Here is a 23,218-nt window from a genome sequence, read left to right on the forward strand (position 1 = left end):
TGCCTGCTTCATGGAGATGTCCGAGTGCTTGGTCAGCGCAGTGGCGGCGCCTTCGGTGTCGCCACTGCGCGCCAACGTGCGGATGCGGCCGTAGATCTCGTCGTTGAGCATATTGCTGCTGACCTCACGCGTCACATCTCCCTTGCTGGCAATGGCGCGGTAGCGGTAGGGGAACCGCTGGGGCGTGTCGTCATCGTCGGGCTCCGCCTCCGCCGCTTCAGCGGCAGGGCTGCGGTAGGCCTGCGGGTGGGCGGCCAACGCCCCCACTGCGTCCCGGGATGCCCGCAGTCCTTCTCCTGTGGCCTCGTAGTACAGCTTGATGGCCGCCATCGCCTGTCCCTGCGCAATCAGCGCGTACAACCTGCGGTGCTGGTCCTCAGAGAGCTTGGCGGCGGCGCGGCGTGCCACCTCAACCGGATCCGGCGCAGGGGCCGTGCCGGCCTGCTTGACGGCCGCCTGCCGCCTGCTGACCGCCCGGGCAGCCAATGCGACACCGGCGGCCACGACCGCGAGGATGATAACGGGGATCACGAGCGATTCCATTTCTAAAGCCGATCTACATACTTTTTGGCTGTCGCCAGGTCCGTTTGGGTTGCCTGGCGGAGGAGTTTGATGGCCTGGATCTTGTGCCCGTCGTGCGCCATTGTCTGCAACTGCATGGCCAGCTGAGGGTCCAGAATCCCGCCGGGGAGCGCCGCATAGCCATACTGGCCGGCACCCGCTCCGGACTGCCCGCGCCGTGCTGCCCGGGCGTGGTCTTCCTGCTGCGATTGCTGTTGTTCGTTCTGGCTGGGCCGGGTGTTGGCTTCCAGGCGGGCACGCACGGCTGTTGCCACGCGTACCTGCTCGGCATAGTGCTCCGCGGAGCGCCGGGCCAGGTCCTGCTGGTACTTCTCGGCGTCGGACGTCCCGGAATTACGGGGTCTGAGGGCCGTCGTAAATGCCCAGATTATTGCCGCCAACACGCCGGCCGGCAGAAACACCATCAGTACATCGCCCATAGTCAGAGCTTATGCCAGATGCCCGTTATCCACAGCACATTCCGGCCGTTGCATACAGCCGATTCGCTGTGGCGTCAAAAGATGCCGGCAGGTGTGCGATGCATCACTAAACGGGTATGAATCGCCGGTGGAGGTGCCCGGATATCCGGATCTTTCAACAGCGCCGCGCCGCAAGCTGTGGATGAAGGTTGCGAAAAAAAGAATTTAGTCCACATGCTCGACGAACGTTTTCGCAGGTCAGACGCCTATATACGGCAAAAGTTTTTTTGTTTCCACAGGTTCACCCACAGGCTGTGCACAAGCTATGCCCCTTAGTGCACAGGTTATCCACAGCCCTCGGGGTTGGTGGGCTTGGACGCTGGGGCGGTGGCGGCTACCGTTGCGGGATACCTGCTTTTGGGGTGCTGTGACGCCGTCGCGCACATGTGCTGTCGCAGCAGTGGAGGACTTCGGTCCGGCTGCTGCGGCGCTTTCTGTGGATAACTTGCGGAACATGGGGATAACTCCCACGCGCGTTGCGCAGACTCAACGTTGCGGAGGCTTCAATCGGGCCCGCCGGGCTTCATTGTCGGAGGCCGCTGATAGACCTGAACGTATGCCGTCCCGTGGAGGTCCCGCAGGAGGGCATCCCGGCAGGTGAATGACTTACTCGCCGCATCAAGTCGCGGCACACTATGGAGGACGGCAGCTTTGTCAGTAACGCACCTGGACTCGATCGAGGGTACCCGCGGATCAGAAGGCAGCCGTAAGCCACCACAGGACATTCCCGCTGAGCAGTCCGTCCTCGGCGGCATGATGCTGTCCAAGGACGCCATCGCTGACGTTGTGGAAATCCTCCGCGGACAGGACTTCTACCGGCCTGCACACGAGACCATCTACGAGGCGATCATCGACCTCTACGGCCGCGGCGAGCCGGCGGATGCGGTTACGGTCTCGGACGAACTGACCAAGCGCGCAGAGATCAACCGGATCGGCGGACCCGCCTACCTGCACGAGCTCATCCAGACTGTCCCTACGGCCGCCAATGCCGGCTACTACGCCGAAATCGTGGCAGAGCGCGCCATTCTGCGCCGGCTCGTCAACGCAGGCACCAAAATCGTCCAGCTGGGATACGGTTCGGACGGTGAGGTGGAGGACCTGGTCAACCAGGCACAGGCCGAGGTTTACGCCGTCGCGGAGCGGCGCACCGCAGAGGACTATGTGGTCCTCAAGGACGTCATGGAAGCCACGGTGGACGAGATCGAAGCGTCCGGACACCGCGGGGAAGGCATGACCGGTGTGCCAACGGGGTTCTACGAACTCGATGAACTCACCCATGGATTGCACCCGGGGCAGATGATCGTTATTGCCGCCCGTCCGGCAGTTGGCAAGTCCACGTTTGCCCTGGACTTCGCCCGCTCGGCCGCCATCAAGAACAACCTGGCCACCGTGATGTTCTCGCTCGAAATGGGCCGGAACGAAATCGCCATGCGCCTGTTGTCCGCAGAGGCAACCATCGGCCTGCAGGACCTTCGCAAGGGCACCATCAAGGACGAGCAATGGTCCAAGATCGCCACCACCATGGGCCGGATGAATGATGCCCCGCTCTTCATCGATGACAGCCCGAACATGTCGCTGATGGAAATCAGGGCCAAGTGCCGCCGCCTCAAGCAGCAGCATGACCTGAAGCTCGTGATCCTGGATTACCTGCAGCTCATGAGCTCCGGCAAGAAGGTGGAGTCACGCCAGCAGGAAGTCTCCGAGTTCTCCCGTGCGCTGAAGCTGCTGGCCAAGGAACTCCAGGTTCCGGTCATCGCCCTGTCGCAGCTCAACCGTGGCTCCGAGCAGCGCCAGGACAAGCGGCCCATGGTCTCTGACCTCCGCGAATCCGGCTCCATCGAGCAGGATGCGGACATGGTCATCCTGCTGCACCGTGAGGACGTCTACGACAAGGAATCCCCGCGTGCGGGCGAGGCGGACATCCTGATCGCCAAGCACCGTAACGGCCCCACCAAGGACATCGTGGTGGCATTCCAGGGTCACTACTCGCGCTTCGCCAACATGGCGGCCGACGCCGGCGGCAGCGGCTTCTAGGACCGTTCCTGCCGGAGCTGGCTGGCTGGTTTAACCCTGCCCCAGCAGGTGGTTGGGCAGCCGGTTCCCCGGGGCGGTCCCGCGGATCTCGAGCAGTTCGCGGGCGTGGGCATGCAGGCGTTTGTCCTCCGCCGAGACCGGCACCCAGCCGGGGACTGGCACCGAGTTGCCGTCGGCGTCGCGCGCCACCATCACCGTGAGGCAATACGTGGTGAGGTTCAGTTCCTTGCCCTTCGGATCTCCGGAGCGCACATGTACGGCGATGTGCATGCCTTTGGTCCCGGTGTAGACCAGCCTGGCCTCTACCTCCACCAGATGGCCGATCAGCAGGGGCCGGTAGAAGCGCACGCCGCCGGAGAAGACCGCCACGGTGTCCATGCCGCAGTAGCGGGACGCGCAGACGTAGGCGGCTTCGTCGATCCACTTCATCACGATGCCGCCGTGCACTTTCCCGCCCCAGTTCACGTCCGTGGGGGCCGCCATGAACCGCAGCGTCACGCGTTCGGCGGTCCCGGCGTCGGTATATTCCTGGGCGTTCATGGCTTCGACAATCCGTTCACGGACCTTGATCCGCGCCAGGGCGTGGTCCCGCTGCTCGATCTCCGCGGCCGTGACCGGTTCGAACTGTTTGACGGGTATGGGCTTGCCGTTGTCGCCGACCGCCACAAAGATCACCATGCACTGGCTGCGCATCGTGGCAGGCCCGCCCTTGGGGTCGCTTGACGAGACGACGGTCCGGATGTGCATGGAGGAGCGTCCGGTGTAGACGATGGTGGCCTCCACCTCCACCATGTCGCCGCTGTTCACGGGGTCCGCGAAGTGGATGTTGCCCACGTAGGCGGTGACGCAGTAGGACTTGGCCCAGCCCACGGCGGCAGCGTACGCAGCCTTGTCCACCCATTCGAGGACGGTCCCCGCATCCACCGAGCCGCTGTGGCCCACATCCGTGGGGGCAGCCAGGAAGCGGAGGGTTACGGAATTGGCCGCGGTCTCAGTCATGCTGCGATCTTACTGAGGCGCCGTGTTACCGGAGGGTCGGAGCCGACACATACCTGCAACAGGAACTGCCCCGCCCGCCCTTTTGGGGCGGACAGGGCAGTTCTGTCTGTGGACTACTGGAGGCTACTTTGCGCCGGTATGGGTGATATCCGGCTGTGCGGGCAGTTCCATGCCCACTCCGATGAAGAAGCTGGGGTGCGGCCGGGGTGCCCTTGGTGCTGTTGTTCGACTTCTTTCGGGCCGCCGTCAGGACCCGGTCGCTGGACCCGGATTCCCAGTTCCACTTGGCAATGCTGGGCGTTCCTGTACATCGTTATAGAGGTCAAGGGTTTCCTGGTGGTTTTCTGGGAGTTTTTGATGTCAAATGTGTTGTTTTGGGTGAAGATGCGACGCCTTGAGCGTCCCGCCATGACGCGGCCGAGGTCATCCGATTTGCATCACTATTGATAATGACTATCGTTAGCGATATGATAAAAACTCACCCACATCCCGGCCATATGCACACTTATCCGCAGGCCCTCCCGGCAGTTCTCGCGGTTTCGGCACTACTCCTCACGGCGTGCGGGGCGGCTCCGGGCGCCGGCTCCGGACCGTCGCAGGGCGCAGGCCCTGACTCGGCCGGCGCTTCCGCTTCTGCCACAGCAGGGCAGGCGAAGGAAAGCCAGGCCCCCACCCCGCGGCTGGTCCTGACCCACGACGCGGGCATCACGGTTCTTGACGCGAAGACGCTGAAGCCCGTGGAGGAAGTGCCGCTGGAAGGCTTCAACCGCCTCAGCCCGGCGGGCGACGGCCGCCACGTTCTGGTGGCCACCGGAGATTCCTTCCGCGTCTTCGATGCCGGTGTATGGACCGAGGCGCACGGCGACCATGGGCACTCCTATGCCGCCGCGCCTCGGCTGACGGACCGGGCCTTCAGCGCCAGCAAGGCCGGCCACGTGGTCAACCACGCCGGGAAGACAGTGCTGTTCAATGACGGTTCAGGGAAGGTGGAGGTCTTTGATCCGGCCGCGCTGACCGACGCACTCAAGGCCGGCCTGCCCGAGACCAGCACTTACACCGCACCCGAAGCCCACCACGGCGTCGCCATCGCGCTGGAGGATGGGAAGCTGCTGGTCACCCTCGGGAACGAGGAGGGCCGCACTGGCCTGGCGCTGCTGAGTGCGCCGGGAAATGCCGGCGGGCAGGGACGAGGTGAACTGCTCCGCAACGAGGAGTGCCCCGGTGTGCATGGAGAGGCAGTGGCGGGCCATGAAACCGTGGTGGTGGGCTGTGAGGACGGCATGCTGGTCTACCGCGACGGCGCCTTCACCAAGGTTGCAAGCCCTGACCCGTACGGCCGCATGGGCAACCAGGCCGGAAGCCATGAATCTCCCGTGATCCTCGGCGATTACAAGGTGGACAGGGACGCCGACCTGGAGCGGCCCACCCGGATCTCGCTGGTCAACACGGACACCGGGACGCTCCAGCTGGTGGACCTGGGCGCCAGCTATTCCTTCCGTTCCCTGGGCCGCGGTCCGGGCGGGGAGGCTCTGGTGCTGGGCACGGACGGGGCGCTTCATGTGATTGATCCGACGACGGGCGAGGAGACCGCTGCCATTTCCGTGGTTGGCGCCTGGACGGAGCCGGATGCCTGGCAGGATCCCCGCCCTACCCTGTTTGTCCAGGGCTCAACGGCCTTCATCACGGAGCCGGCGGCTTCCAGGATCCATGCCGTGGATCTAAAATCCGGGAAAATCGTCAACAGCACGGACCTGGACCACGTGCCCAACGAATTGACCGGGGTGACCGGCTGACGCTCCTGCCACTGCAAAGACGTTAAAAGCCCGACGGCGGACGGGCACCTGGGTGCCTGTCCGCCGTCGGGCGCTGCTCGAGGAGGAGGAGTCCGCTTAGGCGAGGACTGCCAGTTTGGAGCCCTTGCGGCCGAACAGGACGCGGTCCACAGAGACGCGGCCGGCTCCGGTGAGTGCGAGTGCCAGGGCGGCAGCGCCCAGGAGCAGCACCAGTTCGTACCCGCCCTTGTCGGCGAAGACTCCTGCCGAGGCATGCACCAGGAAGAAGGCGCCGATCATGTTTACGGCCAGCAGGGCGGCCACCACGCGGGTGAGTACGCCCAAGATGAGGGCAATGCCGCCAGCCAATTCGAGGCCAGCGACGAAGGGCGCTGACACGTTGGCTGCCGGAACGCCCATCTGGGTGAACGCCGCCTGGGTGCCGGCGATGGTCCATTCGTTGAACTTCTGCCAGCCGTGGGCGGCGAAGAGGAAGCCGAGGGCGACGCGCAGGACGGTGATGGCAGTGGTGGTGAGGCGTGACTGATTCATAAATCGAGTCTCTCTGACCATTAGTTGAAGTGTCAACTAATGGATCGCCATTGTGTCCTTTGTCATGACTTCCGGCGTCACGGAAGCGGAGCAGTCAGGTGGGCGGTGCCGGCCGTTAGGCTGAAACCGTGCCCAGCCAATCCGCCCCCGCTGCCGTCCAGCGTCCCGCCAGCCATGCCCGGGAAATCCTGCGGCTCGCCGTGCCGGCGTTCGGCGCACTGATCGCCGAACCGCTGTTCCTGCTCGCGGATTCGGCCATTGTGGGCCATCTCGGCGTGGCCCAGCTGGCCGGGGTGGGGCTCGCCTCCGCCGTGCTGCACACCGCCGTCGGCCTGATGGTTTTCCTCGCCTACTCCACTACCCCGGCGGTGGCCCGCGCGATGGGACACGGCCAGCTGGGCAAGGCACTCGCCGCAGGGCGCGACGGCGTCTGGCTGGCACTTCTGCTCGGCGTGGTCCTGGCCGTGGCCGGCTTCTGGGCCGCTGAACCGCTGGTGGCCCTGATGGGGGCGGAGGGTGACGTTCGCTCGTTCGCCGTTGACTATCTCCGCTGGTCCATGCCCGGCCTGGTTGCCATGCTGCTCATCTTCGCGGGCACCGGCGTCCTGCGCGGATTGCAGGACACCAGGACGCCGCTGCTCGTGGCCACCGCAGGCTTTGCCTTGAATATTGTCCTCAACCTGTGGCTGGTCTACGGGCTGGACTGGTCCGTTGCGGGCTCGGCGGCAGGCACCAGCGTGGCGCAATGGGCCATGGCGGCCGTCTATCTGGTGATGGTCCAGCGCAATGCCGCCCGGCACGGCATCAGCCTGTGGCCCGACTGGAGCGGCATCCGCGCAATGACCCGGGTCGGTTCGTGGCTTATGCTCCGCACGCTGAGCCTGCGCATCGCCATCCTGGCCACGGTATTTGTGGTCACGGGGCAAGGTGCCGTCAACCTGGCGGCCCACCAGCTGGCCATGACCATCTTCTCGTTCCTCGCCTTTGCCCTCGATGCCCTTGCCATCGCCGCTCAGGCCCTGATCGGCAAGGAACTGGGCGCATCCAATCCCGTCAGGGCGCGGCACCTGACCCGGACCATGATCCGCTGGGGCATCGGATTCGGTTTGGTCACGGGAGCCCTGCTGGCCGTCGCGGCGCCTTGGGCGGGGGTGCTGTTCACTTCCGACGCCGGCGTCCAGTCCGTGCTGACCTACGCCCTGTGGATCCTGGCAGCCGGTCAGCCTCTTGCCGGGTATGTTTTTGTCCTGGACGGCGTGCTGATCGGCGCCGGAGACGCCAGGTACCTGGCGCTGGCGGGCGTGGTCAACCTCGCTGTCTACGTCCCCATGCTTGTGGCCGTTGCCGTCTCCGGCATGTCCGCCGCCGCAGGCCTCGTTTGGCTGTGGGCCGCGTTTGCGCTGGGCTACATGGCCGCCCGGGCGCTGACGCTGGGCCTGCGCGCCCGGTCGGACCGCTGGATGGTGCTGGGTTCGCCATAGGGCCGGCGGCCACTAAACTGGACCGGTGAACCAACCACTGACACCCACAGATGCTCCCGCCGGCGCCGCCCAGCAGGCAGACCTGTGGAAGCCGGTTCTGCTCCGGGCCGTGGCCGCACTGTTGTTCGGCGCCGCGACCATTTTCTGGGCCGGACCGTCGGTCCAGGTCATGGGCTGGGCGGGCGGGTTGTACCTGCTGGCCACGGGCCTGCTGGTCCTCTGGGCCATCCCGAAGACCGGCTACGCGCGTGACGGCATGCCCGGCAAGATCCTCTCCGCCGCAGGGGCCACCCTGGCAGGCGCTGGTGTTGCCTTGGCATTGCTTCACGGGGACCGCGTCTTCGGCGTCGTTGCGGCAGTGGGACTTGGCCTGGCCGGAGCCGTGGAGCTGTACTGCGGCCTCAAGTATCGCCGCCGGCACGTGCTGGCCCGCGACTGGCTGGCCTCGGGCATCATCGGGCTTGGTACCGCGGCGATCCTGCCCTTCTTCATCAGCCTCGGAGCCCATGCCCTGCTGGGCGTCGCCGGCGGCGGAGCTATCATCTCCGGTGTGCTCTGGGTCCTGTCGGGGCTGACTCTAAGGCACGATTCCCGGCCCGCCTCCACGAAGCCGTAAACTAGAAGCGAAAGGTTCTACCCGGCGTAGAAAACGCGCCCGGAACAACCCCACACACATTCGAACCAGCACGCCCTTCGGCATGGCTGTAGGAGAGGAACTACCTTGGCAGACCAGAAACCAGGAAAACCGCGCAAGCTGCGGACCTCGGTGAAGGGGCCGCTGATGTTCTCTGCGTTCTGGGCCGTCCTCGCCTTTGTTACGGTGCTGATCTTCGCCTCCGGCGGCAGCTCGAAGACCCCGCGGTTCGACCTCGCCTTCACGGGCGCCGGCATCGCGTTCATCGTCACGCTGGTGATCGCGGCCATGCTGGCCATGAGCCACAAGGAGAACTCCGAACACCTGGGCAAGGGATCCGGCGTCAACCTGAGTTCAGCCCGGAAACCGTCGCACGGATTCGGGGGACACGGCCCCAGCCAGGCCGGCGGCGCCCCTGAGGCTCCGGACGCTGACGGTACCGGCACCAGCCACTCCTAGCGAACAGTAGCCTGCCGCGCGCGGTACGCTGCCACGTGCGCGCGGTTGGCGCAGTTGCCGGTATCGCAATACCGTTTCGACCGGTTGCGGCTGAGGTCCAGGACCACGGCATCGCAGTCCTCGGCCTCGCACACGAGCATGCGGTCCATCTCCTTGCTCCGGATGACGTCCGCCAGGGCCATGGCGGCTTCGGTGCCCATGCGCTCTGCCAGCGGCGCGTCCCTGGCAGTGGCGTGCAGATGCCAGTCCCACTCATCGTGCTTCATCAGCTGGGGGAGTGCGTTGGCCTCGCGCAGCAGGCGGTTGACGCCCGCCACAGCAGAGTCTTCGTCTGCAGTCCAGAGGGCGGCAAGCCGCCCGCGCAGTTCGTGGACACTCGACAGTTCCGCCGCATCGCGGGCGCGGGCTCCACTGAACCCCTCGGACTGAAGGAAATGATCCAGGTCCGCCACCGTGGCGAGCGATTCGCGTCCGTTGGCGGCGGTGTTGATCAGGTTGACGACGGTGCGCAGGGCTATTTCGGTGTCAGGTGCAAAGACCATCTTGACTCCTTACTGGGGTCGGGCGTAATGTCAGGACCATTACCCCACTTTACTCCTGACAGGAGGCGTCGGTGACTGCCGCCCCTAACCCCGCAGCCGCGGGCGGATTCCTTGGCTCCGGCCTTGGAATCGCGTTGTTCTCTTCTGCCGTCTTCGGGCTCTCCGGTTCCTTCGCCAAAGCGCTCCTGGAAACCGGCTGGTCCCCGGGCGCTGCCGTAACGGCCCGCCTGACCGGTGCCGCGCTGATTCTCGCCGTTCCCGCCGTTCTGGCTTTGCGCGGACGGTGGTACCGGCTGCGCGACAACTGGGTCACCATCGGGCTTTTCGGCCTGATCGGCGTGGCCGCATGCCAGCTGTTCTACTTCAACGCGGTAGCCCGCCTGTCCGTGGGTGTAGCGCTGTTGCTTGAATACCTGGCTCCCGTTCTCATCGTCCTTTGGCTATGGGGAGCCAGCAAGAAGCGGCCACGGGCGCTGACCTTCGGCGGAACAGTGCTGTCGCTCGGCGGCCTGGTCCTCGTCCTGGACCTCACCGGAACGGTCAAGATCGACATCATCGGGGTCCTGTGGGGGGTGGCCGCTGCCGTATGCCTTGCCATCTACTTCTTCATCACGGCCAAGGAGAATGATTCCCTGCCGCCCATCGTCCTGGCGTCCGCCGGGCTGCTCGTGGGGGCCGCCGTTATGTGGCTGGCGGCCGCCACGGGACTGCTTCCCATGGCCTTCAGCACCGCGGATACCAGGCTCGGCCCCTGGATCACACCCTGGTGGGTCTCCCTGGGTGGCCTGGTCATCCTGGCAACAGTCCTGGCATACGTTTCGGGCGTTGTCGCTGCCCGCGCCCTTGGCTCCAAGGTTGCGTCCTTCGTCTCGCTGACCGAGGTGCTGTTCGCCGTGACCTGGGCCTGGCTGCTGCTGGGTGAGCTGCCCGGCGCCATCCAACTCCTGGGTGGCGTCCTCATTGTTGGCGGGGTGGTTCTGGTCCGGCTGGACGAGCTGCGCTCCGGCACGGCCGCTGCAACTGTCGGTGCGCCCGCGCCGCTGGACCACGCGAACGACGTCGAACCCGTGCCCTGAGTGCCGGCTGCCGTTAAATGCGGCGAGGGCCCGGACACTGTGCAGTGTCCCGGCCCTCGCAGTAAGGCTTCTGCGGTTAGCGTGAAGCCTGGTCCTGCTCGCTGGCGTTCTTGGTGGCCTTCTGGCCCGCGTCCTTCAGCGCCTGGATGACCTGGTTCAGCGCCGCGGTGTGCGTGCCGGACCATTCGCCGCGGAAGTGGTCGGCGTCCGGGCCCTTCCAGTCGGTGCTGTCCAGCACGCGCGTCAGGTTGGACCTCTGCTGCTCGATCTCGCCGGCACCGGCCTGCAGCTTGCTGCCAAGAGTCCTGAGCTGTTCTACATCTGCGCCCCACATAGCCATCAGTTTTTCTCCTCGTTAGTCTTGGATCCGATCCAGATCGGCATCCCCAGCGGCCCCCGGCTCATCCGGAAGATCCATTACCTAGAACCTATCCCGGCCCCAAATCACTGTCGATGGGCACCGCTGCCCATGCACCACTCCCCATGGGCCACAGCTCCCGGCGGTTGAATCTCGACAAGCTCGATCACCGGTGTCCTGGGGGTCGATCCGAGGCGTTCCAGAGCCTAGCATGGGCATATGTGCCGGAACATCCGAACCCTCCACAATTTCGAACCCCATGCCACCTCTGAGGAAGTGCATGCCGCCGCGCTGCAGTATGTGCGCAAGGTCAGCGGCAGCACCAAGCCGTCCAAGGCCAACGAGGACGCCTTCGAAGCGGCGGTGCACGAGATCGCCCACATCACCCAGCACCTGCTGGATTCGCTGGTCACCCACGCTCCCGCCAAGCACCGGGACGAAGAGGCCGCCAAGGCAAGGGCCCGCGCAGCCGTGCGCTTCGGCACCGCCTGAGGACCTAACCGCCTGAGGGCTACTTGCCGAAGCTGCGCAGCCGGAGCGAGTTTGCCACCACCAGGACTGAACTCGCCGCCATCGCGGCTCCGGCAATCATCGGGTTCAAGAGGCCCAGGGCGGCCACGGGAATGCCGACCGCGTTATAGAAGAACGCCCAGAACAGGTTGGTCTTGATGGTGGCCAGCGTACGCCGGGACAATTCGATGGCCTGTGCCACCTGTCCCAGATCGTTTCCCATGACGGTGAGGTCCGCCGCCTCGATGGCCACATCCGTACCGGATCCCATGGCGATGCCCAGGTCAGCCTGCGCCAGCGCGGCGGCGTCATTCACGCCGTCGCCGGCCATGGCCACAATGGCCCCGCCCGCCTGGAGCCGGCGGACGGCGTCCACCTTCCCGGCAGGCAGGACACCTGCATAAACATCGTCAGGGGAAATCCCGACGGCGGCAGCGACCTGCGCGGCCACCGCGGCGTTGTCCCCGGTCAGCAGGATGGGGCGCAGCCCGAGCCTCTTCAGCTTTGCCACAGCCTCCGCAGATCCCGGCTTCACGGTGTCGCGGAGACTGATGATGCCGGCAGGGCTGCCGTCCACCGTTATCCAGATGGCCGTGGCACCGGTGGCTTCCGCGGCGGCCAGCGCCTCCAGTTGCGCGCCGGAAGGGCGGACGCTGTTCTCCGTGAGCCAGCCGGTCCTGCCAGCCAGGACCACACGCCCTTCAACGGTTCCCACCACTCCGCCGCCGGGTGCCGAACGGAAGTGTTCGACGGCGGGAAGCCGCCCGCCGTCGTCGTTCCCGGTTTGCGCCTCAACCGCCGCGGCCGCGATGGCGTGGGCGATCGGGTGCTCCGATGCCGCCTCCACCGCGCCGGCGAGCCGCAGCACGTCGGTGCCCTGGTAACCGTCAAACGCGAGGGTGTTGCCCACGGCGAGTTTTCCGGTGGTGACGGTGCCGGTCTTGTCGAGCAGTATGGTGTCCACCGTGCGGGTGTCTTCGAGGACCTGCGGGCCCTTGATCAGGATGCCCAGCTGGGCTCCCCGGCCGGTTCCGGTGAGCAGCCCCACCGGAGTGGCGAGGCCCAGGGCGCACGGGCACGCGATGACCAGGACGGTGACCGCGGCGGTAAAGGCAGCCCTGAGCTCGGCAGGCTCAATCACCGGGCCGCTGAACACGAGCCACAGCCCAAACGTGAGCACAGCGATGGCCAGCACAATCGGGACAAAGACGGCGCTGATCCGGTCGGCGAGGCGGGCGATGGGGGCTTTGCCGGTCTGTGCCTGCGAGACCAGCCGGGCCATCTGGGCCAGCGTGGTCTCGGCGCCCACGCGGGTTGCCCGGACCAGCAGCCGGCCGGAAGTGTTGATGGTGGCGCCGGTGACCTTGCTCCCGGGCTCCACCTCCACCGGAACGGATTCGCCGGTCAGCAGGGACGCGTCCACGGCTGAAACGCCGTCGATCACCTCTCCGTCCGTGGCGATTTTTTCGCCGGGGCGGACCACCACGACGTCTCCCACGCGGAGCTGATCGGCGGGGACTTTATGTTCGGATCCGTGGTGCAGGATGGTGGCGTCCTTGGCGCCGAGGTTCAGCAACGCCTTGAGGGCGTCGCCGGCTTTCTGCTTGGCGTTGGCTTCGAGGAACCTGCCCAGGAGCAGGAACGTGGTGACCACGGCGGCCACTTCGAAGTAGAGGCCGGCGGACTCCATCCCCTCCATGGCCAGGTGCTCGGTCATCCGGGGATCCAGGACCAGTTGCCAGAGGCTGAACAGGTAGGCGGCGGCGACGCCGATCGACACCAGCGTGTCCATGGTGGACGCCAGGTGGCGCGCATTGACGGCCGCCGCGCGGTGGAAGGGCCAGGCCGCCCAGCTGACCACCGGAAGCGCCAAGGCCCCGGCTACCCAGCCCCAGTTGGGAAACTGCGCGGCCGGAACCATTGAAATCGCGAGGACCGGGAGCGTCAGTATCGCGGCCACAATCAGGCGCGGCCTCAATTTGGCGGCGGCCGGGCCGTGGGACATGTGGTCACTTGGCGCACCGCCTTCGGCACCATGCTCCGCGTGCTCGGTCGTTCCTCCCTTAGACGCACGCTTCCGCATGCCGCCGGAGTCGGCGCTGTGACCGTCTTCGGCACCGCTTTGCTCGCCTTCCGTACCGCCTTGCTGGCTCTGGTCGAGCTCGTCGGCGTGGTGCTCGTCGGCGTGGGAGTGGCCTTGGCTCGGGTAGCGCGGGAGGCGGACCGTTGCTTTGTAGCCTGTGGCGTTGACTGTGTCCACTATTTGCTGGTCCGTGATGCCGGCCGGGACCGTGACGTGGGCGGATTCCAGCGGGAGGTTGACGGAGGCTTCGACGCCGTCGAGCTTGCCCAGCTTCTTTTCCACGCGGTTCACACAGGAGGCACAGGTCATGCCCTCAATGTCCAGTTCAACTACCCTGCTTTGGGGCTGGTGATGGAGATGGTCTGTACTCATGTGGGATCCCCCGATCGGACAGCGTTACGCGTCGTTGGCAACAACCAGGTAGCCGGCTTCGGCTACCGCTTCGCCGATCTCGGACGACGACAGTTCCTGGCTTGATGTGATGGTGACGGTGGAAATGCCGCCGGCGTTGAGTTCGACGTCGACCGTTTCAACCCCTGCGAGCGATTCAAGTTCCTCGCTGACGGACGAAACGCAGTGGCCGCAGGTCATGCCGGACACGTTGACGGTGGTGGAGGTGGTGCTCATGGCTGGCTCCTTCAAAGGGGCCGGCGGTGGCCGGCCGTGAATGGGTGGTTAGTGGTAGTCGGTCAGCGCAGGAGGCGGCCGATGGCCGCTGTGGCTTCCCTGACTTTGGCGTCTATGGCCTCAGCGCGAAGGGCCGGATCGGGCTCCCCGGCGGCGCCCACCACGCAGTGGCCGATGTGCTCTTCCACAAGTCCCAGGCTCACGGCGTGCAGGGCCTTGGTGGCCGCGGCGACCTGGGTCAGGATGTCGATGCAGTATTTGTCCTCATCCACCATCCGGGCGATCCCGCGGACCTGGCCCTCGATGCGCTTGAGCCTGCGCAGGTATGCCTCCTTGTTGGCGGTGTAGCCATGCGGAGGCGCCGGATCAGCGCCGGCGTGTGTGGTCAAGGTTTCCAGCGAAGGTTCCATGCTGCCAACATATACCCCGCAGGGGTATAAGGCAAGTACCCCCTGGGGGTATCCATTCGGAGATGAGCGCCACGAGGTTGGGTGGGTGCGGCTCCGGGAGGGCACAAAAAAGCTCCGGAGTGCGTTATTGGGGGATACGCACTCCGGAGCAGCATTTGGGCAGATCCACCCGGCCACTGCGGCCGGATCGTTCTGCTTGAATTAGCTTACTTGCCGGTACAGCCCTCCGCTACCACCTCGAATAACTACTTTCGCTTTATTATTTCGGTCACCCGAAAACCGCCGCGGGTGGGGCGAGGCCGCCGGCTCAGGTAACGGCTCAGGCATCGTCCTGGTGCGCCGGCTTCCGGTAGGGAACCACCAGCACCGGCCGGCTTTGATGGTGCGTCAGCCAGAGTCCCACAGATCCGTTGAGCATCTCGGAGATCCGGTGGGTCAGGCCGCGCTCCGACGTTCCCACAATGATCATGGGGGAGTTGCTTTCCGCGGCGAGCCGGGCGAGGGCGCGGCCCGGATCCCCCGCCAGGGTCCGCAGCGTCCAGTCCACGGGGGTGGCCCGCGTCGCGGCGTCGGCCACGGCTTCCGCGATCACCCCCTTGAGTTCCGTGGTGACCGAGCGGATGTCGTCGTCGTCCTTGTCCGGGTGCAGCGACAGCCGGTGTGCGGATCTGGTGGGATCCCATTCCACCAGGTAGCTGGCCTCGTCGACATAGGCACACAGCAACGGCACGGCCAGTTTGGCCGCCAGGGAGGTGGCGGTCATCAGCACTTCCGAGTGCTGATGGGGCAACACACCCACCAGCAACGGAGGCGGACCACTGAATCGTTCGGGACTCATAGGACCATTCTGTGCCTGCGCGGAGCCACTTGAACAGGGCCGACTTGAACAGGGCCGACGGCGCGTGGACGTGTCAGGCGGCAGCGGGCGACGCCGAGACAACCACGTTCTTGCCCCACGGGTCTTCCGTGTAGCAACTGATCAGGACCACACGGCTGGGCACCATGTCCCAGATGGGGCTGTCCTTGAGGCTGTCCTTGAGGTACGTGGTGACGCTGTCCACCCGGTAAGGGATGGTGCCGGTCGCGGTGACGACGTCGAAGGTGTCACCAACGACTGCAGCGGAGCTGAGGTGGTTGAACGGGGCGTCCCGCCCCTCCCAGCTGTGTCCGATGATGTACGTGGTGTTGCCCGACCCGTTGCCGGGAGTCCCGAACGGTGTCAGCCAATACCCGTCCATGGTGGTGGGCGGCTCCACTGTCCGGGTGGCGACGGCCGAGGTGTCCGGTTCAAGGGGATGGACGGCCGTGTCGATTGCCGCAGCGGGATAGAGGATACGCAGGGGTGCGGAGGCTTCCGGCAAGGCCGGGCCGGGGGTGGTGGCGTCTGCGGCCGGGGCTGTTGCCGTCTTTGGAGCTGCCCCCGGAGCTTCGCCAGTGCCGGACAGCGGCCAAGGAGCGGACGACGGCGTGGCCCGGAATGGTGCCGACAGTTCCGCTCTGGGGACGGCGACTTCCCCGTGCTTGAGCAGGGGTGCACCGAACGTGAGGGACAGGAAACCCAGGACTCCGCACAGCAGGATTGCCAGATCTCCACGGTTCCATCCACGGACGCGCAGGACTTCCAGGACCCGCAGAACGCCACGGCGGGCGACGCGAATGCTGGAGTGCTTGGACATGATGTTCCTTTGCTTTCAAACGCCTTGCGTTCAGCAGGTGGAGGGTGGACCCGCTTTGAAATTGCGCCGAGGGCGTCCCGCCGGGTTTTGGCGGGACGCCCTCGGTAACAGACCCCGGAGGCTCTGGTGGGCGTCAGCCCGCCGTCGGCGATTCCGTCCGGGACTTGCGGCGCACTGCAACCACAGCGCCCGCACCTAGCAGGACGCCCAGACCGGCCAGCCAGGTAGTACTTTCCTCTGATCCGCCGATGGCGGTTTGCGCGTTGAAGCCCTCGTTGGTGCCCTGGCTGACAGCGGCTGCTGCTGCGGCGGGCGCCTTGGCAGCAGCTGCCTTCGGTGCGGGTGTCTGCGCAGCCGGTGTGACCGCGCCGGCGGCCCCAGCCACCGGTGCCTGCTGCACCACAGCCGGCGGGTCAACGACCGGCGGTACGACGACTGGCGGGTCAACGACCGGCGGTACGACGACTGGCGGTACGACGACCGGCGGCACGACCACCGGCGGCACCACCACCACAGCAAGGCAGGGATGGGCGGGATCCCCACCCGCGGGCCAGTTGAATCCGTCCGGCAGTACCGCATTGGGCGGGATGATGTCATCGGAGTGTCGTGTGTGGCCGGCCAGTGCGCCTGATCCACTGATGTCGATCGTCAGCTCACTTCCGTTGTGGCAGAGCGTGAAGTCAGAGGCGGCGTAGGCCGGGGCCGTGACGCTGAGCATGGCCAGCCCCAGGACCCCCAAAGTTGCGAAGGTGCGTTTCATGGTGTTCTCCCCAGTCTGTTTGAAACGGACCACGCGGGGAGGGAGTAGCGGAGATCCCAATGCCCCAACAGCATGGTCAGCTTTAGTGACTTCAGGCTAGGGGCGGCGGCAAGGTGCAGTCGCCAGTAGCGGGTACTCGTCTTTTTCCGCCTTTGACCTGCGGCGTTACCTGCATGTACGCGGAATCGGGAGCATTGCCAGGTTGTGGCTACCCTTGAACGTGGACTGGGCGGAGCCTAACGTTGGAGCATACGAAAGGTGCGTGACCGGCATGGAAATCTACATGTGGTGGCTGGATCTGGACCTGCAAACCAAGGAATGGCTGAGGGAAAATCTCCGTGCGGCGGAACTGCCGCTGCCGGTGCTGCAGGGCATCGCCGAAGCCGGCGGGCCGCATCCGGATACCCCGGTGGCTGTCCTCACCGAAGCCGACTGGGATTTCATCGAGACGCAGTCCGAGTTCGTCGACTGACCGGACGCCCCTGGCGCCGCCGGCACGGCCACGCCGGACCAGTACACCCGGAGCAGTCCCCTCGGACCAGTCCACATAGCGAAGAAAAGCGTTGCGGCCCTCCGGCCGGGGTGGTTGCATGGGTGCATGGCAACCGCAGAGAACTTTGTCTTAGCGATCGGGACCAAAAAGGGCCTCTGGCTGGCCACCAGCCAGGACCGGAAGCAATGGTCCTTCTCCGGCCCGCATTTCCTGATGAGCGAAATCCCCAGCATCGGGATCGACACACGGGACGGCCGTACCCGGATCATGGTGGGGGTCAGGTCCGAGCACTGGGGTCCCACTGTGGCCCATTCCGATGACCTCGGCGCCACCTGGACCGAACCTGAACAGGGCGCCATCACGTTTCCCGAAGACACCGGCGCGGCCGTGGAGCGCATCTGGCAGATCTACCCGGACGCAGAGTCGCGGCCAGGGGTGGTATGGGCAGGTGCCGAACCGATTTCGGTCTGGAAATCCACCGATGGTGGCGAGCATTTCGAACTTAACCGCGGGCTATGGGATCACCCGCACCGCAGCGACTGGGGTGCGGGCTACGGCGGCGCCGCCGCCCACTCCATCGTGGTGAATCCGGCCGGGGACAACGTCCACGTCGCCATGAGCACCGGCGGTGTGTACCGCTCGCTCGACGGCGGTGAGTCCTGGCAACCCCGCAACAAGGGTATTTCGGCCTACTTCATGCCGGACCCCAATCCTGAGTTCGGCCAGTGCGTCCACAAGATCGCGGCGGATGCTGCGGTGGAAGGACGGCTGTACGCGCAGAACCATCACGGCGTCTACCGCACGGATGATAACGGCGAAAACTGGAACTCCATCGCCGAGGGACTTCCGGCCGACTTCGGTTTTGTGATGCTGACGCACCCGCGCCGGGAAGGAACCGCCTGGGTTGTGCCGCTCAAGGCCGACGGCGAGCGGATCCCGCCCGAAGGGAAGCTTGCCGTGCACCGAACGGACGATGCCGGGGCCACCTGGAAGCGCCTGGATACGGGCCTGCCCAAGGGGGAGTACAACAGCGTCCTCCGCGACGCCGCGGGCGTGGATTCATCCGAGCCGGCCGGTGTCTACTTCGGAACGCGCGGCGGCACCGTGTACGCCAGCGCGGATGAAGGGGAGACGTTTGCTGAGGTTGTCAGCCATCTCCCCGACGTCCTGTGTGTCCGCGCCGCCGTAGTCTCTACGGCTGAACTGCCGGTTCCGGAAACGGCGGCCGTCCGCGGTGCCTGACATCAGCGTGGTACTACCCAGCATCCTCCAGCCGCTGGCCGGCGGCCAGTCCATCCTGACTGCGCCCGCCGACGGGACGGTGACGGTGGGAAGCCTGCTGGATTCGGTGACCGGGGATTACCCGGTGCTGGCCAGGCGGCTGCGGGACGAAACGGGGGCGCTTCGCCGGTACGTGAATATTTACGTTGCCGGTGACGAGGTGCGTCGGCTCCAGGGCCTGGAAACTGAGGTGTCGCCCGGCCAGGAGGTACTGGTCATCCAGTCGGTGGCCGGAGGTTAGGGCCGAAGTATCTCTCGGGCGGTCCGGCGGGCAGTCCTGACTGACTGCGCCCGCCGTCGTCGTGCAAGACTCCGGAGTACAAGATTCAAGGGTGCAAGATTCCGCAAGTGGTGCTGCGCCAGCGGCCCAACACGCGGTCAGGCAATCCGCCAGACGCTGCATTCGTCCGTATTGATCGCTTTCCGCGAGCCGGTGTGATGGTCCATGATCCAGACAACGCCGATTCCCGGTGCTGTCTCCTGGACACGGCCACGGCGGATGACCACGTCGTCGTAGCTGGGGCCTACGGAGAGGCGGGCCTCGATTTCATCGCCGCGGTGGAGCTGGTCCAGGGCGCGGACTCTTGTTACATGGGCTTTGGCTTCCTTCAACATGGGGGCCTCCTGGCTGGAGCTGGTGCCTGCGCTTGCCGGCACTTCCAGTGTGGCTGGGCAATGTTGCGCCCTGGTTTCCTCAACGTTAGGAGCCGGTTAGTTCTCCGCGATCGATTCGTTTCCGCCGGCACTGAAGGATTCGGCGAATCCCGCACGTCAAACCCCGCTGCGGCCTTCAGTTGGGCATCGTGCCAGTTCAGGCCTACCGCCGGCGGGCCTCCCGGGCAAGAATGGGCACTATGCACCTTCCCGTGATGCCTCCCGTCCCGCCCATGCTCGCCAAGGCCGTCAGCGGAATGCCCGACGGGGCCCTCAGCTATGAGCCCAAGTGGGACGGGTTCCGGTCCATTATTTTCCGCGACGGCGATGAGCTGGAGATCGGCAGCCGCAACGAAAAGCCCATGACCAGGTATTTTCCTGAGCTCGTGGAAGCCCTGAAGGAAAACCTGCCGCCCCGCTGTGTGCTGGACGGCGAGATTGTCCTGGTGGGGGCTTCCGGTGACCGGCTGGATTTTGATGCCCTGCAGCAGCGCATCCATCCTGCCGCCAGCCGGGTCAAGCTCCTCGCCGAACAGACCCCCGCCAAGTTTGTGGCCTTTGACCTGCTGGCCTTGGGCGACGACGACTACACCGGCCGGCCCTTCGCCGAACGGCGGGCAGCGCTGGAAAAGGCGCTCGCGGGCAGCAAGGCTCCCGTCCACCTCACGGCGGCGACCCAGGACAAGGCCACCGCCGAGCAATGGTTCCAGCAGTTCGAAGGTGCAGGCCTGGACGGGATTGTGGCCAAGCCGCTGGAGGGGAGCTACCAGCCGGACAAACGCGTGATGTTCAAGGTCAAGCACGAACGCACGGCCGATTGTGTGGTGGCCGGCTACCGCGTGCACAAGAGCGGACCGAACGCTATCGGCTCTTTGCTGCTGGGCCTGTACAAGGACGACGGCGGCCTGGCGAGCGTGGGCGTGATCGGCGCCTTCCCCATGAAGCGACGGCAGGAGCTGTTCGAGGAACTCCAGACGCTGGTCACGGACTTCGACGGTCACCCTTGGGCCTGGGCTAAGCAGGCGGACGGCGAACGGACGCCGCGCAACGCGGAGGGCAGCCGGTGGAGCGCGGGCAAGGATCTGTCTTTTGTGCCGCTCCGGCCCGAACTGGTGGTGGAGGTCCGGTACGACCACATGGAAGGTGAGCGCTTCCGGCATACCGCCCAGTTCAACCGCTGGCGGCCGGACCGGGACCCCGAATCCTGCACATACGAACAGTTGGAGGAGCCGGTGAACTTTGACCTGGCGTCGGTCCTGGAGACCGGCCGGCCGTAGGCACCCAGTTCACAGTAGGCACCCAACCCGCCGCCCGCCGTCGTACGTTCTTGCCCCCAGGTTTCTGGCCCTACTTCAGGCCGAGCTGCTTGGTGGGGACGTTGAAAGTCTCCTTGGCCGTCAGGGCGGAGATGGCCGAGATGCCGCAGATGATGGCGGTGAAGACGCTGATCTGGACCCAGCCGCCGGGCTTGATGCCGCCCATGGCTGCCACGATGGCCGGGGCGAAGCCTGCCATCAGGAAGCCCAGCTGCGTACCGATCGCCAGGCCGGAGAAGCGGACCTTGGTGCTGAACATCTCGGCGTAGAAGGACGGCCAGACTGCGTTGGAGGCCGCGTAGCCGCAGGAGAAGAAGCCGATGGCCGCGAGGAACATCAGCGGGATGCTGCCGGATTCCAGGCTGAGCAGGAACACCGGAGTCAGGATGGCGCTGGCCACGGCACCGTAGATGAAGACCGGCTTGCGGCCGATCCGGTCCGCGAGCTTGCCGAACAGCGGCTGGGTGCCCAAAGCGACCAGGTTGGCGCCGACCACCAGCCAGAGTGTGGTGGTGCCGTCAACACCGGCAACGGTCTTGGCGTAGCTGATGGCGAGCGTGCCGAACACCGTGGAGACCGCGGCGATGAAGGCACAGCAGACTACGCGGAGCACGTCGCGCCAGTGGTCCTTGAGGAGATCGGCGACCGGAAGCTTGGAGATCTGGGCGGTTTTCTGGGCTTCTTCGAACGCCGGGGGCTCATGCAGTGTGCGGCGGATAAAGAACGCAACAAGAACGACGACGGCGCTGAGCCAGAACGGGACGCGCCAGCCGATGCCGTACTTGATCTCGTCCGGAAGGGCGAGGACGGGGATGAAGACGAGGGCGGCGAGGATCTGGCCGCCCTGGGTGCCGGTGAGGGTCCAGGAAGTGAAGAAGGAGCGGCGGTTGTCCGGTGCGTGTTCCAGCGTCATGGAGGATGCGCCGGCCTGCTCGCCCGCTGCGGAGAGGCCCTGGCAAAGCCGCGCCAGCACCAGCAGGGCCGGAGCCCACCAGCCCACGGTGTTGAAGTCGGGCAGGCAGCCGATCAGGAACGTCGAAGCGCCCATCAGCAGCAGCGTGAACATCAGGACCTTTCGCCGGCCCACGCGGTCACCGAAGTGGCCCAGGATGACGGCGCCCACCGGCCGTGCCACATAGGCGAAGCCGAAGGTGGCGAAGGACATGACGGCAGCGTTGGCTCCGGCGTCCGGGAAGAACACCGTGGGGAAGATCAGGGCGGCGGCGGAGCCGAAGATGAAGAAGTCGTAGTATTCGACGGCGCTGCCCAGGAAGCTGGCGAGGGCTGCCTTCTTTGGCGTCCCGGCCGGGGCAACGGTGCCCTGCCCCGCGGACGGAAGTGTCTGGCTCATGGAGTTCCTTTGATGTGACGACGTTGTCGCGGATGGATCTGGAGGGTCGCAGCCGCAGCGGCCTGAGTGGAGCTGGTGCGGTGCGGCTGGAGTCCGTTGAAAGACCCGGAGCAGTAGCCACATGGTGGGAGCTACTTGTGCGATACAGCAATGATGGCTGTGAGCGCAGTCACTTGTCAAGAAAATAATCACCATCTAGAAATAGTTCCCACGATGTGGCAACATCAACGTATGAGTGTGAATCAAACCACAGCGCCCGATGACGTCGCCGCTGAGCCAAAGACGCCCAAGGGCGACCGCACGGACATGGTGGGCAAGGCCCTGGGCCTGCTGGTCCTCCTGGGAGACGAGCCGCGTGGCGCCAGCGCCGCGGAGATCTCGCGCCGCGCCGACCTCCCCTTCAGCACCACCTACCGCCTGCTGGGATCCCTGACGCGGGACGGATTTGTGGACTATGAGCCGGACGGCCGCCGCTACCATCTGGGCCTGCGGATCTTCCAGCTGGGCCAGCGGGTCTCCAACCATCACGGATTTGCCGGCACCGCGCTGCCGGTCCTGCGCCGCGTGACCGAGCAGACCGGGGAGGCCACCATCCTCAGCGTCCGCGACGGCCACCACCACCTGACAGTCAACAAGGTGGACGGCCCGCAAACCTTCCGCGTCACCAGCGACCCCGGGCATCTGGGCGCCCTGCACGCGACGGCCGTGGGCAAGGCGCTGGTGGCTTTTGCCGAGGACGCGGAGCGTGAAGCGCTGCTCGAGGAGCTCGAACTGGAACCCCTCACCGAGCACACCATCACGGACCGGGGCGCCTTCCGTGCCGAGATCGAGAAGGTGCGCCGGCAGGGATATGCCGTGATGGACGAGGAGAACGAGAACGGCATGCGCGCCGTGGCCGTGCCGCTGCTCAATTCCCAGGGCCATGCCTTCGCCTCCCTGGCAACCGCCGTTCCCGTCTTCCGCCTCAGCATGGAAGCCCTGTTGGCCCATGTGCCCCTGCTGCAGGATGCCGCGGCGGAGCTGGCCGCACGCTTGCCGCAGCGGTAAACCGCACGCATTTGTTCGTATGTAGAACAAGCGTGCGAGAAGTGAACAAGTGTTGTACTGTAA

General features: G+C 65.7%; 26 protein-coding genes. 12 read left to right on the forward strand and 14 right to left on the reverse strand.

Going from position 1 to position 23,218, the window contains the following annotated elements:
* Together V6M49_RS02260 and V6M49_RS02265 are read right to left on the reverse strand one after the other, a co-directional pair.
* Positions 1–543: hypothetical protein (locus V6M49_RS02260; RefSeq protein WP_332759822.1), on the reverse strand; the 543-nt coding region annotated here is incomplete at its 3' end.
* A 2-nt stretch (positions 544–545) separates the two neighbouring features.
* Positions 546–1,001, reverse strand: a complete 456-nt coding sequence (locus V6M49_RS02265; protein ID WP_056341733.1) for a hypothetical protein — start codon at positions 999–1,001, stop codon at positions 546–548.
* 690 nt (positions 1,002–1,691) lie between these two features.
* Here V6M49_RS02265 and dnaB point away from each other — a divergent pair.
* The gene (gene dnaB / locus V6M49_RS02270; RefSeq protein ID WP_058930676.1) at positions 1,692–3,074 is read left to right on the forward strand and encodes a replicative DNA helicase; all 1,383 of its coding nucleotides are present in this window, start codon (positions 1,692–1,694) and stop codon (positions 3,072–3,074) included.
* A 30-nt stretch (positions 3,075–3,104) separates the two neighbouring features.
* On the opposite strand, the gene V6M49_RS02275 is transcribed toward dnaB, so the two are convergent.
* A complete protein-coding gene (locus V6M49_RS02275) occupies positions 3,105–4,073 on the reverse strand; it encodes an acyl-CoA thioesterase (RefSeq protein WP_332759824.1) in 969 nt (322 codons plus the stop codon).
* Positions 4,074–4,570: 497 nt separating this feature from the next.
* On the opposite strand from V6M49_RS02275, the gene aztD reads away from it, so the two are divergent.
* The gene (aztD, locus tag V6M49_RS02280) at positions 4,571–5,866 is read left to right on the forward strand and encodes a zinc metallochaperone AztD (RefSeq protein WP_332759825.1); all 1,296 of its coding nucleotides are present in this window, start codon (positions 4,571–4,573) and stop codon (positions 5,864–5,866) included.
* Between the two features lie 96 nt (positions 5,867–5,962).
* Here aztD and V6M49_RS02285 read toward each other — a convergent pair whose 3' ends face one another.
* Positions 5,963–6,397: a DoxX family protein gene (locus V6M49_RS02285; RefSeq protein WP_141138835.1), complete on the reverse strand. Its 435-nt coding sequence runs from the start codon at positions 6,395–6,397 to the stop codon at positions 5,963–5,965.
* A 128-nt stretch (positions 6,398–6,525) separates the two neighbouring features.
* Here V6M49_RS02285 and V6M49_RS02290 point away from each other — a divergent pair, with 128 nt between their 5' ends.
* From V6M49_RS02290 to V6M49_RS02300, 3 genes are all read left to right on the forward strand, one after another.
* Positions 6,526–7,878, forward strand: a complete 1,353-nt coding sequence (locus V6M49_RS02290; RefSeq protein WP_332759826.1) for an MATE family efflux transporter — start codon at positions 6,526–6,528, stop codon at positions 7,876–7,878.
* 25 nt (positions 7,879–7,903) lie between these two features.
* Positions 7,904–8,494 (forward strand): hypothetical protein, encoded by a 591-nt coding sequence (locus V6M49_RS02295; RefSeq protein ID WP_141138833.1) that lies wholly within the window; start codon positions 7,904–7,906, stop codon positions 8,492–8,494.
* A 105-nt stretch (positions 8,495–8,599) separates the two neighbouring features.
* Entirely contained in the window at positions 8,600–8,971 is a 372-nt protein-coding gene (locus V6M49_RS02300; RefSeq protein ID WP_141138832.1) for a nicotinamide mononucleotide transporter, read from the forward strand.
* On the opposite strand, the gene V6M49_RS02305 is transcribed toward V6M49_RS02300, so the two are convergent.
* Complete coding sequence (locus V6M49_RS02305) at positions 8,968–9,513, reverse strand: CGNR zinc finger domain-containing protein (RefSeq protein ID WP_141138831.1); 546 nt, start codon at positions 9,511–9,513, stop codon at positions 8,968–8,970. The genes V6M49_RS02300 and V6M49_RS02305 overlap by 4 nt on opposite strands.
* A 71-nt stretch (positions 9,514–9,584) precedes the next feature.
* Between V6M49_RS02305 and V6M49_RS02310 the strand changes: the two genes are divergently transcribed.
* Positions 9,585–10,589 carry an EamA family transporter gene (locus tag V6M49_RS02310; protein WP_141138830.1) on the forward strand — a complete coding sequence of 335 codons (1,005 nt, stop codon included), beginning with the start codon at positions 9,585–9,587 and terminating at the stop codon, positions 10,587–10,589.
* A 76-nt stretch (positions 10,590–10,665) separates the two neighbouring features.
* On the opposite strand, the gene V6M49_RS02315 is transcribed toward V6M49_RS02310, so the two are convergent.
* A complete protein-coding gene (locus V6M49_RS02315; protein WP_141138829.1) occupies positions 10,666–10,929 on the reverse strand; it encodes a WXG100 family type VII secretion target in 264 nt (87 codons plus the stop codon).
* Positions 10,930–11,166: 237 nt separating this feature from the next.
* On the opposite strand from V6M49_RS02315, the gene V6M49_RS02320 reads away from it, so the two are divergent.
* Complete coding sequence (locus V6M49_RS02320) at positions 11,167–11,439, forward strand: DUF2277 domain-containing protein (RefSeq protein ID WP_104062916.1); 273 nt, start codon at positions 11,167–11,169, stop codon at positions 11,437–11,439.
* A gap of 19 nt (positions 11,440–11,458) precedes the next feature.
* Here V6M49_RS02320 and V6M49_RS02325 read toward each other — a convergent pair whose 3' ends face one another.
* The 6 genes from V6M49_RS02325 to V6M49_RS02350 form a co-directional block, all read right to left on the reverse strand.
* A complete protein-coding gene (locus V6M49_RS02325; RefSeq protein WP_332759829.1) occupies positions 11,459–13,912 on the reverse strand; it encodes a heavy metal translocating P-type ATPase in 2,454 nt (817 codons plus the stop codon).
* Positions 13,913–13,936: 24 nt separating this feature from the next.
* Positions 13,937–14,167, reverse strand: a complete 231-nt coding sequence (locus tag V6M49_RS02330; protein WP_332759831.1) for a heavy-metal-associated domain-containing protein — start codon at positions 14,165–14,167, stop codon at positions 13,937–13,939.
* Positions 14,168–14,229: 62 nt separating this feature from the next.
* Positions 14,230–14,577 carry a metal-sensitive transcriptional regulator gene (locus V6M49_RS02335; protein WP_104062914.1) on the reverse strand — a complete coding sequence of 116 codons (348 nt, stop codon included), beginning with the start codon at positions 14,575–14,577 and terminating at the stop codon, positions 14,230–14,232.
* 319 nt (positions 14,578–14,896) lie between these two features.
* Positions 14,897–15,415 carry a universal stress protein gene (locus tag V6M49_RS02340; RefSeq protein ID WP_332759833.1) on the reverse strand — a complete coding sequence of 173 codons (519 nt, stop codon included), beginning with the start codon at positions 15,413–15,415 and terminating at the stop codon, positions 14,897–14,899.
* A 73-nt stretch (positions 15,416–15,488) separates the two neighbouring features.
* Positions 15,489–16,253: a class F sortase gene (locus V6M49_RS02345; protein WP_246848662.1), complete on the reverse strand. Its 765-nt coding sequence runs from the start codon at positions 16,251–16,253 to the stop codon at positions 15,489–15,491.
* Between the two features lie 133 nt (positions 16,254–16,386).
* A complete protein-coding gene (locus tag V6M49_RS02350) occupies positions 16,387–17,013 on the reverse strand; it encodes an LPXTG cell wall anchor domain-containing protein (RefSeq protein WP_210412369.1) in 627 nt (208 codons plus the stop codon).
* 271 nt (positions 17,014–17,284) lie between these two features.
* On the opposite strand from V6M49_RS02350, the gene V6M49_RS02355 reads away from it, so the two are divergent.
* The 3 genes from V6M49_RS02355 (at position 17,285) to V6M49_RS02365 (ending at position 19,028) form a co-directional block, all read left to right on the forward strand.
* Complete coding sequence (locus V6M49_RS02355) at positions 17,285–17,485, forward strand: hypothetical protein (RefSeq protein ID WP_056342139.1); 201 nt, start codon at positions 17,285–17,287, stop codon at positions 17,483–17,485.
* A 126-nt stretch (positions 17,486–17,611) separates the two neighbouring features.
* On the forward strand, positions 17,612–18,748 hold the full coding sequence (locus V6M49_RS02360) for a WD40/YVTN/BNR-like repeat-containing protein (protein WP_332759834.1): 1,137 nt from the start codon (positions 17,612–17,614) through the stop codon (positions 18,746–18,748).
* Complete coding sequence (locus tag V6M49_RS02365) at positions 18,741–19,028, forward strand: MoaD/ThiS family protein (protein WP_058930693.1); 288 nt, start codon at positions 18,741–18,743, stop codon at positions 19,026–19,028. Before V6M49_RS02360 ends, V6M49_RS02365 begins: the two co-directional genes overlap by 8 nt.
* A gap of 137 nt (positions 19,029–19,165) precedes the next feature.
* Here the strand turns inward: V6M49_RS02365 and V6M49_RS02370 are convergent, their stop codons facing one another.
* Positions 19,166–19,402 (reverse strand): hypothetical protein, encoded by a 237-nt coding sequence (locus V6M49_RS02370; RefSeq protein ID WP_056341782.1) that lies wholly within the window; start codon positions 19,400–19,402, stop codon positions 19,166–19,168.
* A gap of 239 nt (positions 19,403–19,641) precedes the next feature.
* On the opposite strand from V6M49_RS02370, the gene V6M49_RS02375 reads away from it, so the two are divergent.
* Positions 19,642–20,718, forward strand: a complete 1,077-nt coding sequence (locus tag V6M49_RS02375) for an ATP-dependent DNA ligase (protein WP_141138823.1) — start codon at positions 19,642–19,644, stop codon at positions 20,716–20,718.
* Positions 20,719–20,788: 70 nt separating this feature from the next.
* Here V6M49_RS02375 and V6M49_RS02380 read toward each other — a convergent pair whose 3' ends face one another.
* The gene (locus tag V6M49_RS02380) at positions 20,789–22,108 is read right to left on the reverse strand and encodes an MFS transporter (RefSeq protein WP_141138822.1); all 1,320 of its coding nucleotides are present in this window, start codon (positions 22,106–22,108) and stop codon (positions 20,789–20,791) included.
* A gap of 231 nt (positions 22,109–22,339) precedes the next feature.
* Between V6M49_RS02380 and V6M49_RS02385 the strand changes: the two genes are divergently transcribed.
* Positions 22,340–23,155 (forward strand): IclR family transcriptional regulator, encoded by an 816-nt coding sequence (locus tag V6M49_RS02385; protein WP_141138821.1) that lies wholly within the window; start codon positions 22,340–22,342, stop codon positions 23,153–23,155.
* The last annotated feature ends 63 nt before the right edge of the window (positions 23,156–23,218 follow it).

The organism is Pseudarthrobacter sp. (genome assembly GCF_036675385.1).
In the GTDB taxonomy this organism is placed as follows: domain Bacteria; phylum Actinomycetota; class Actinomycetes; order Actinomycetales; family Micrococcaceae; genus Arthrobacter.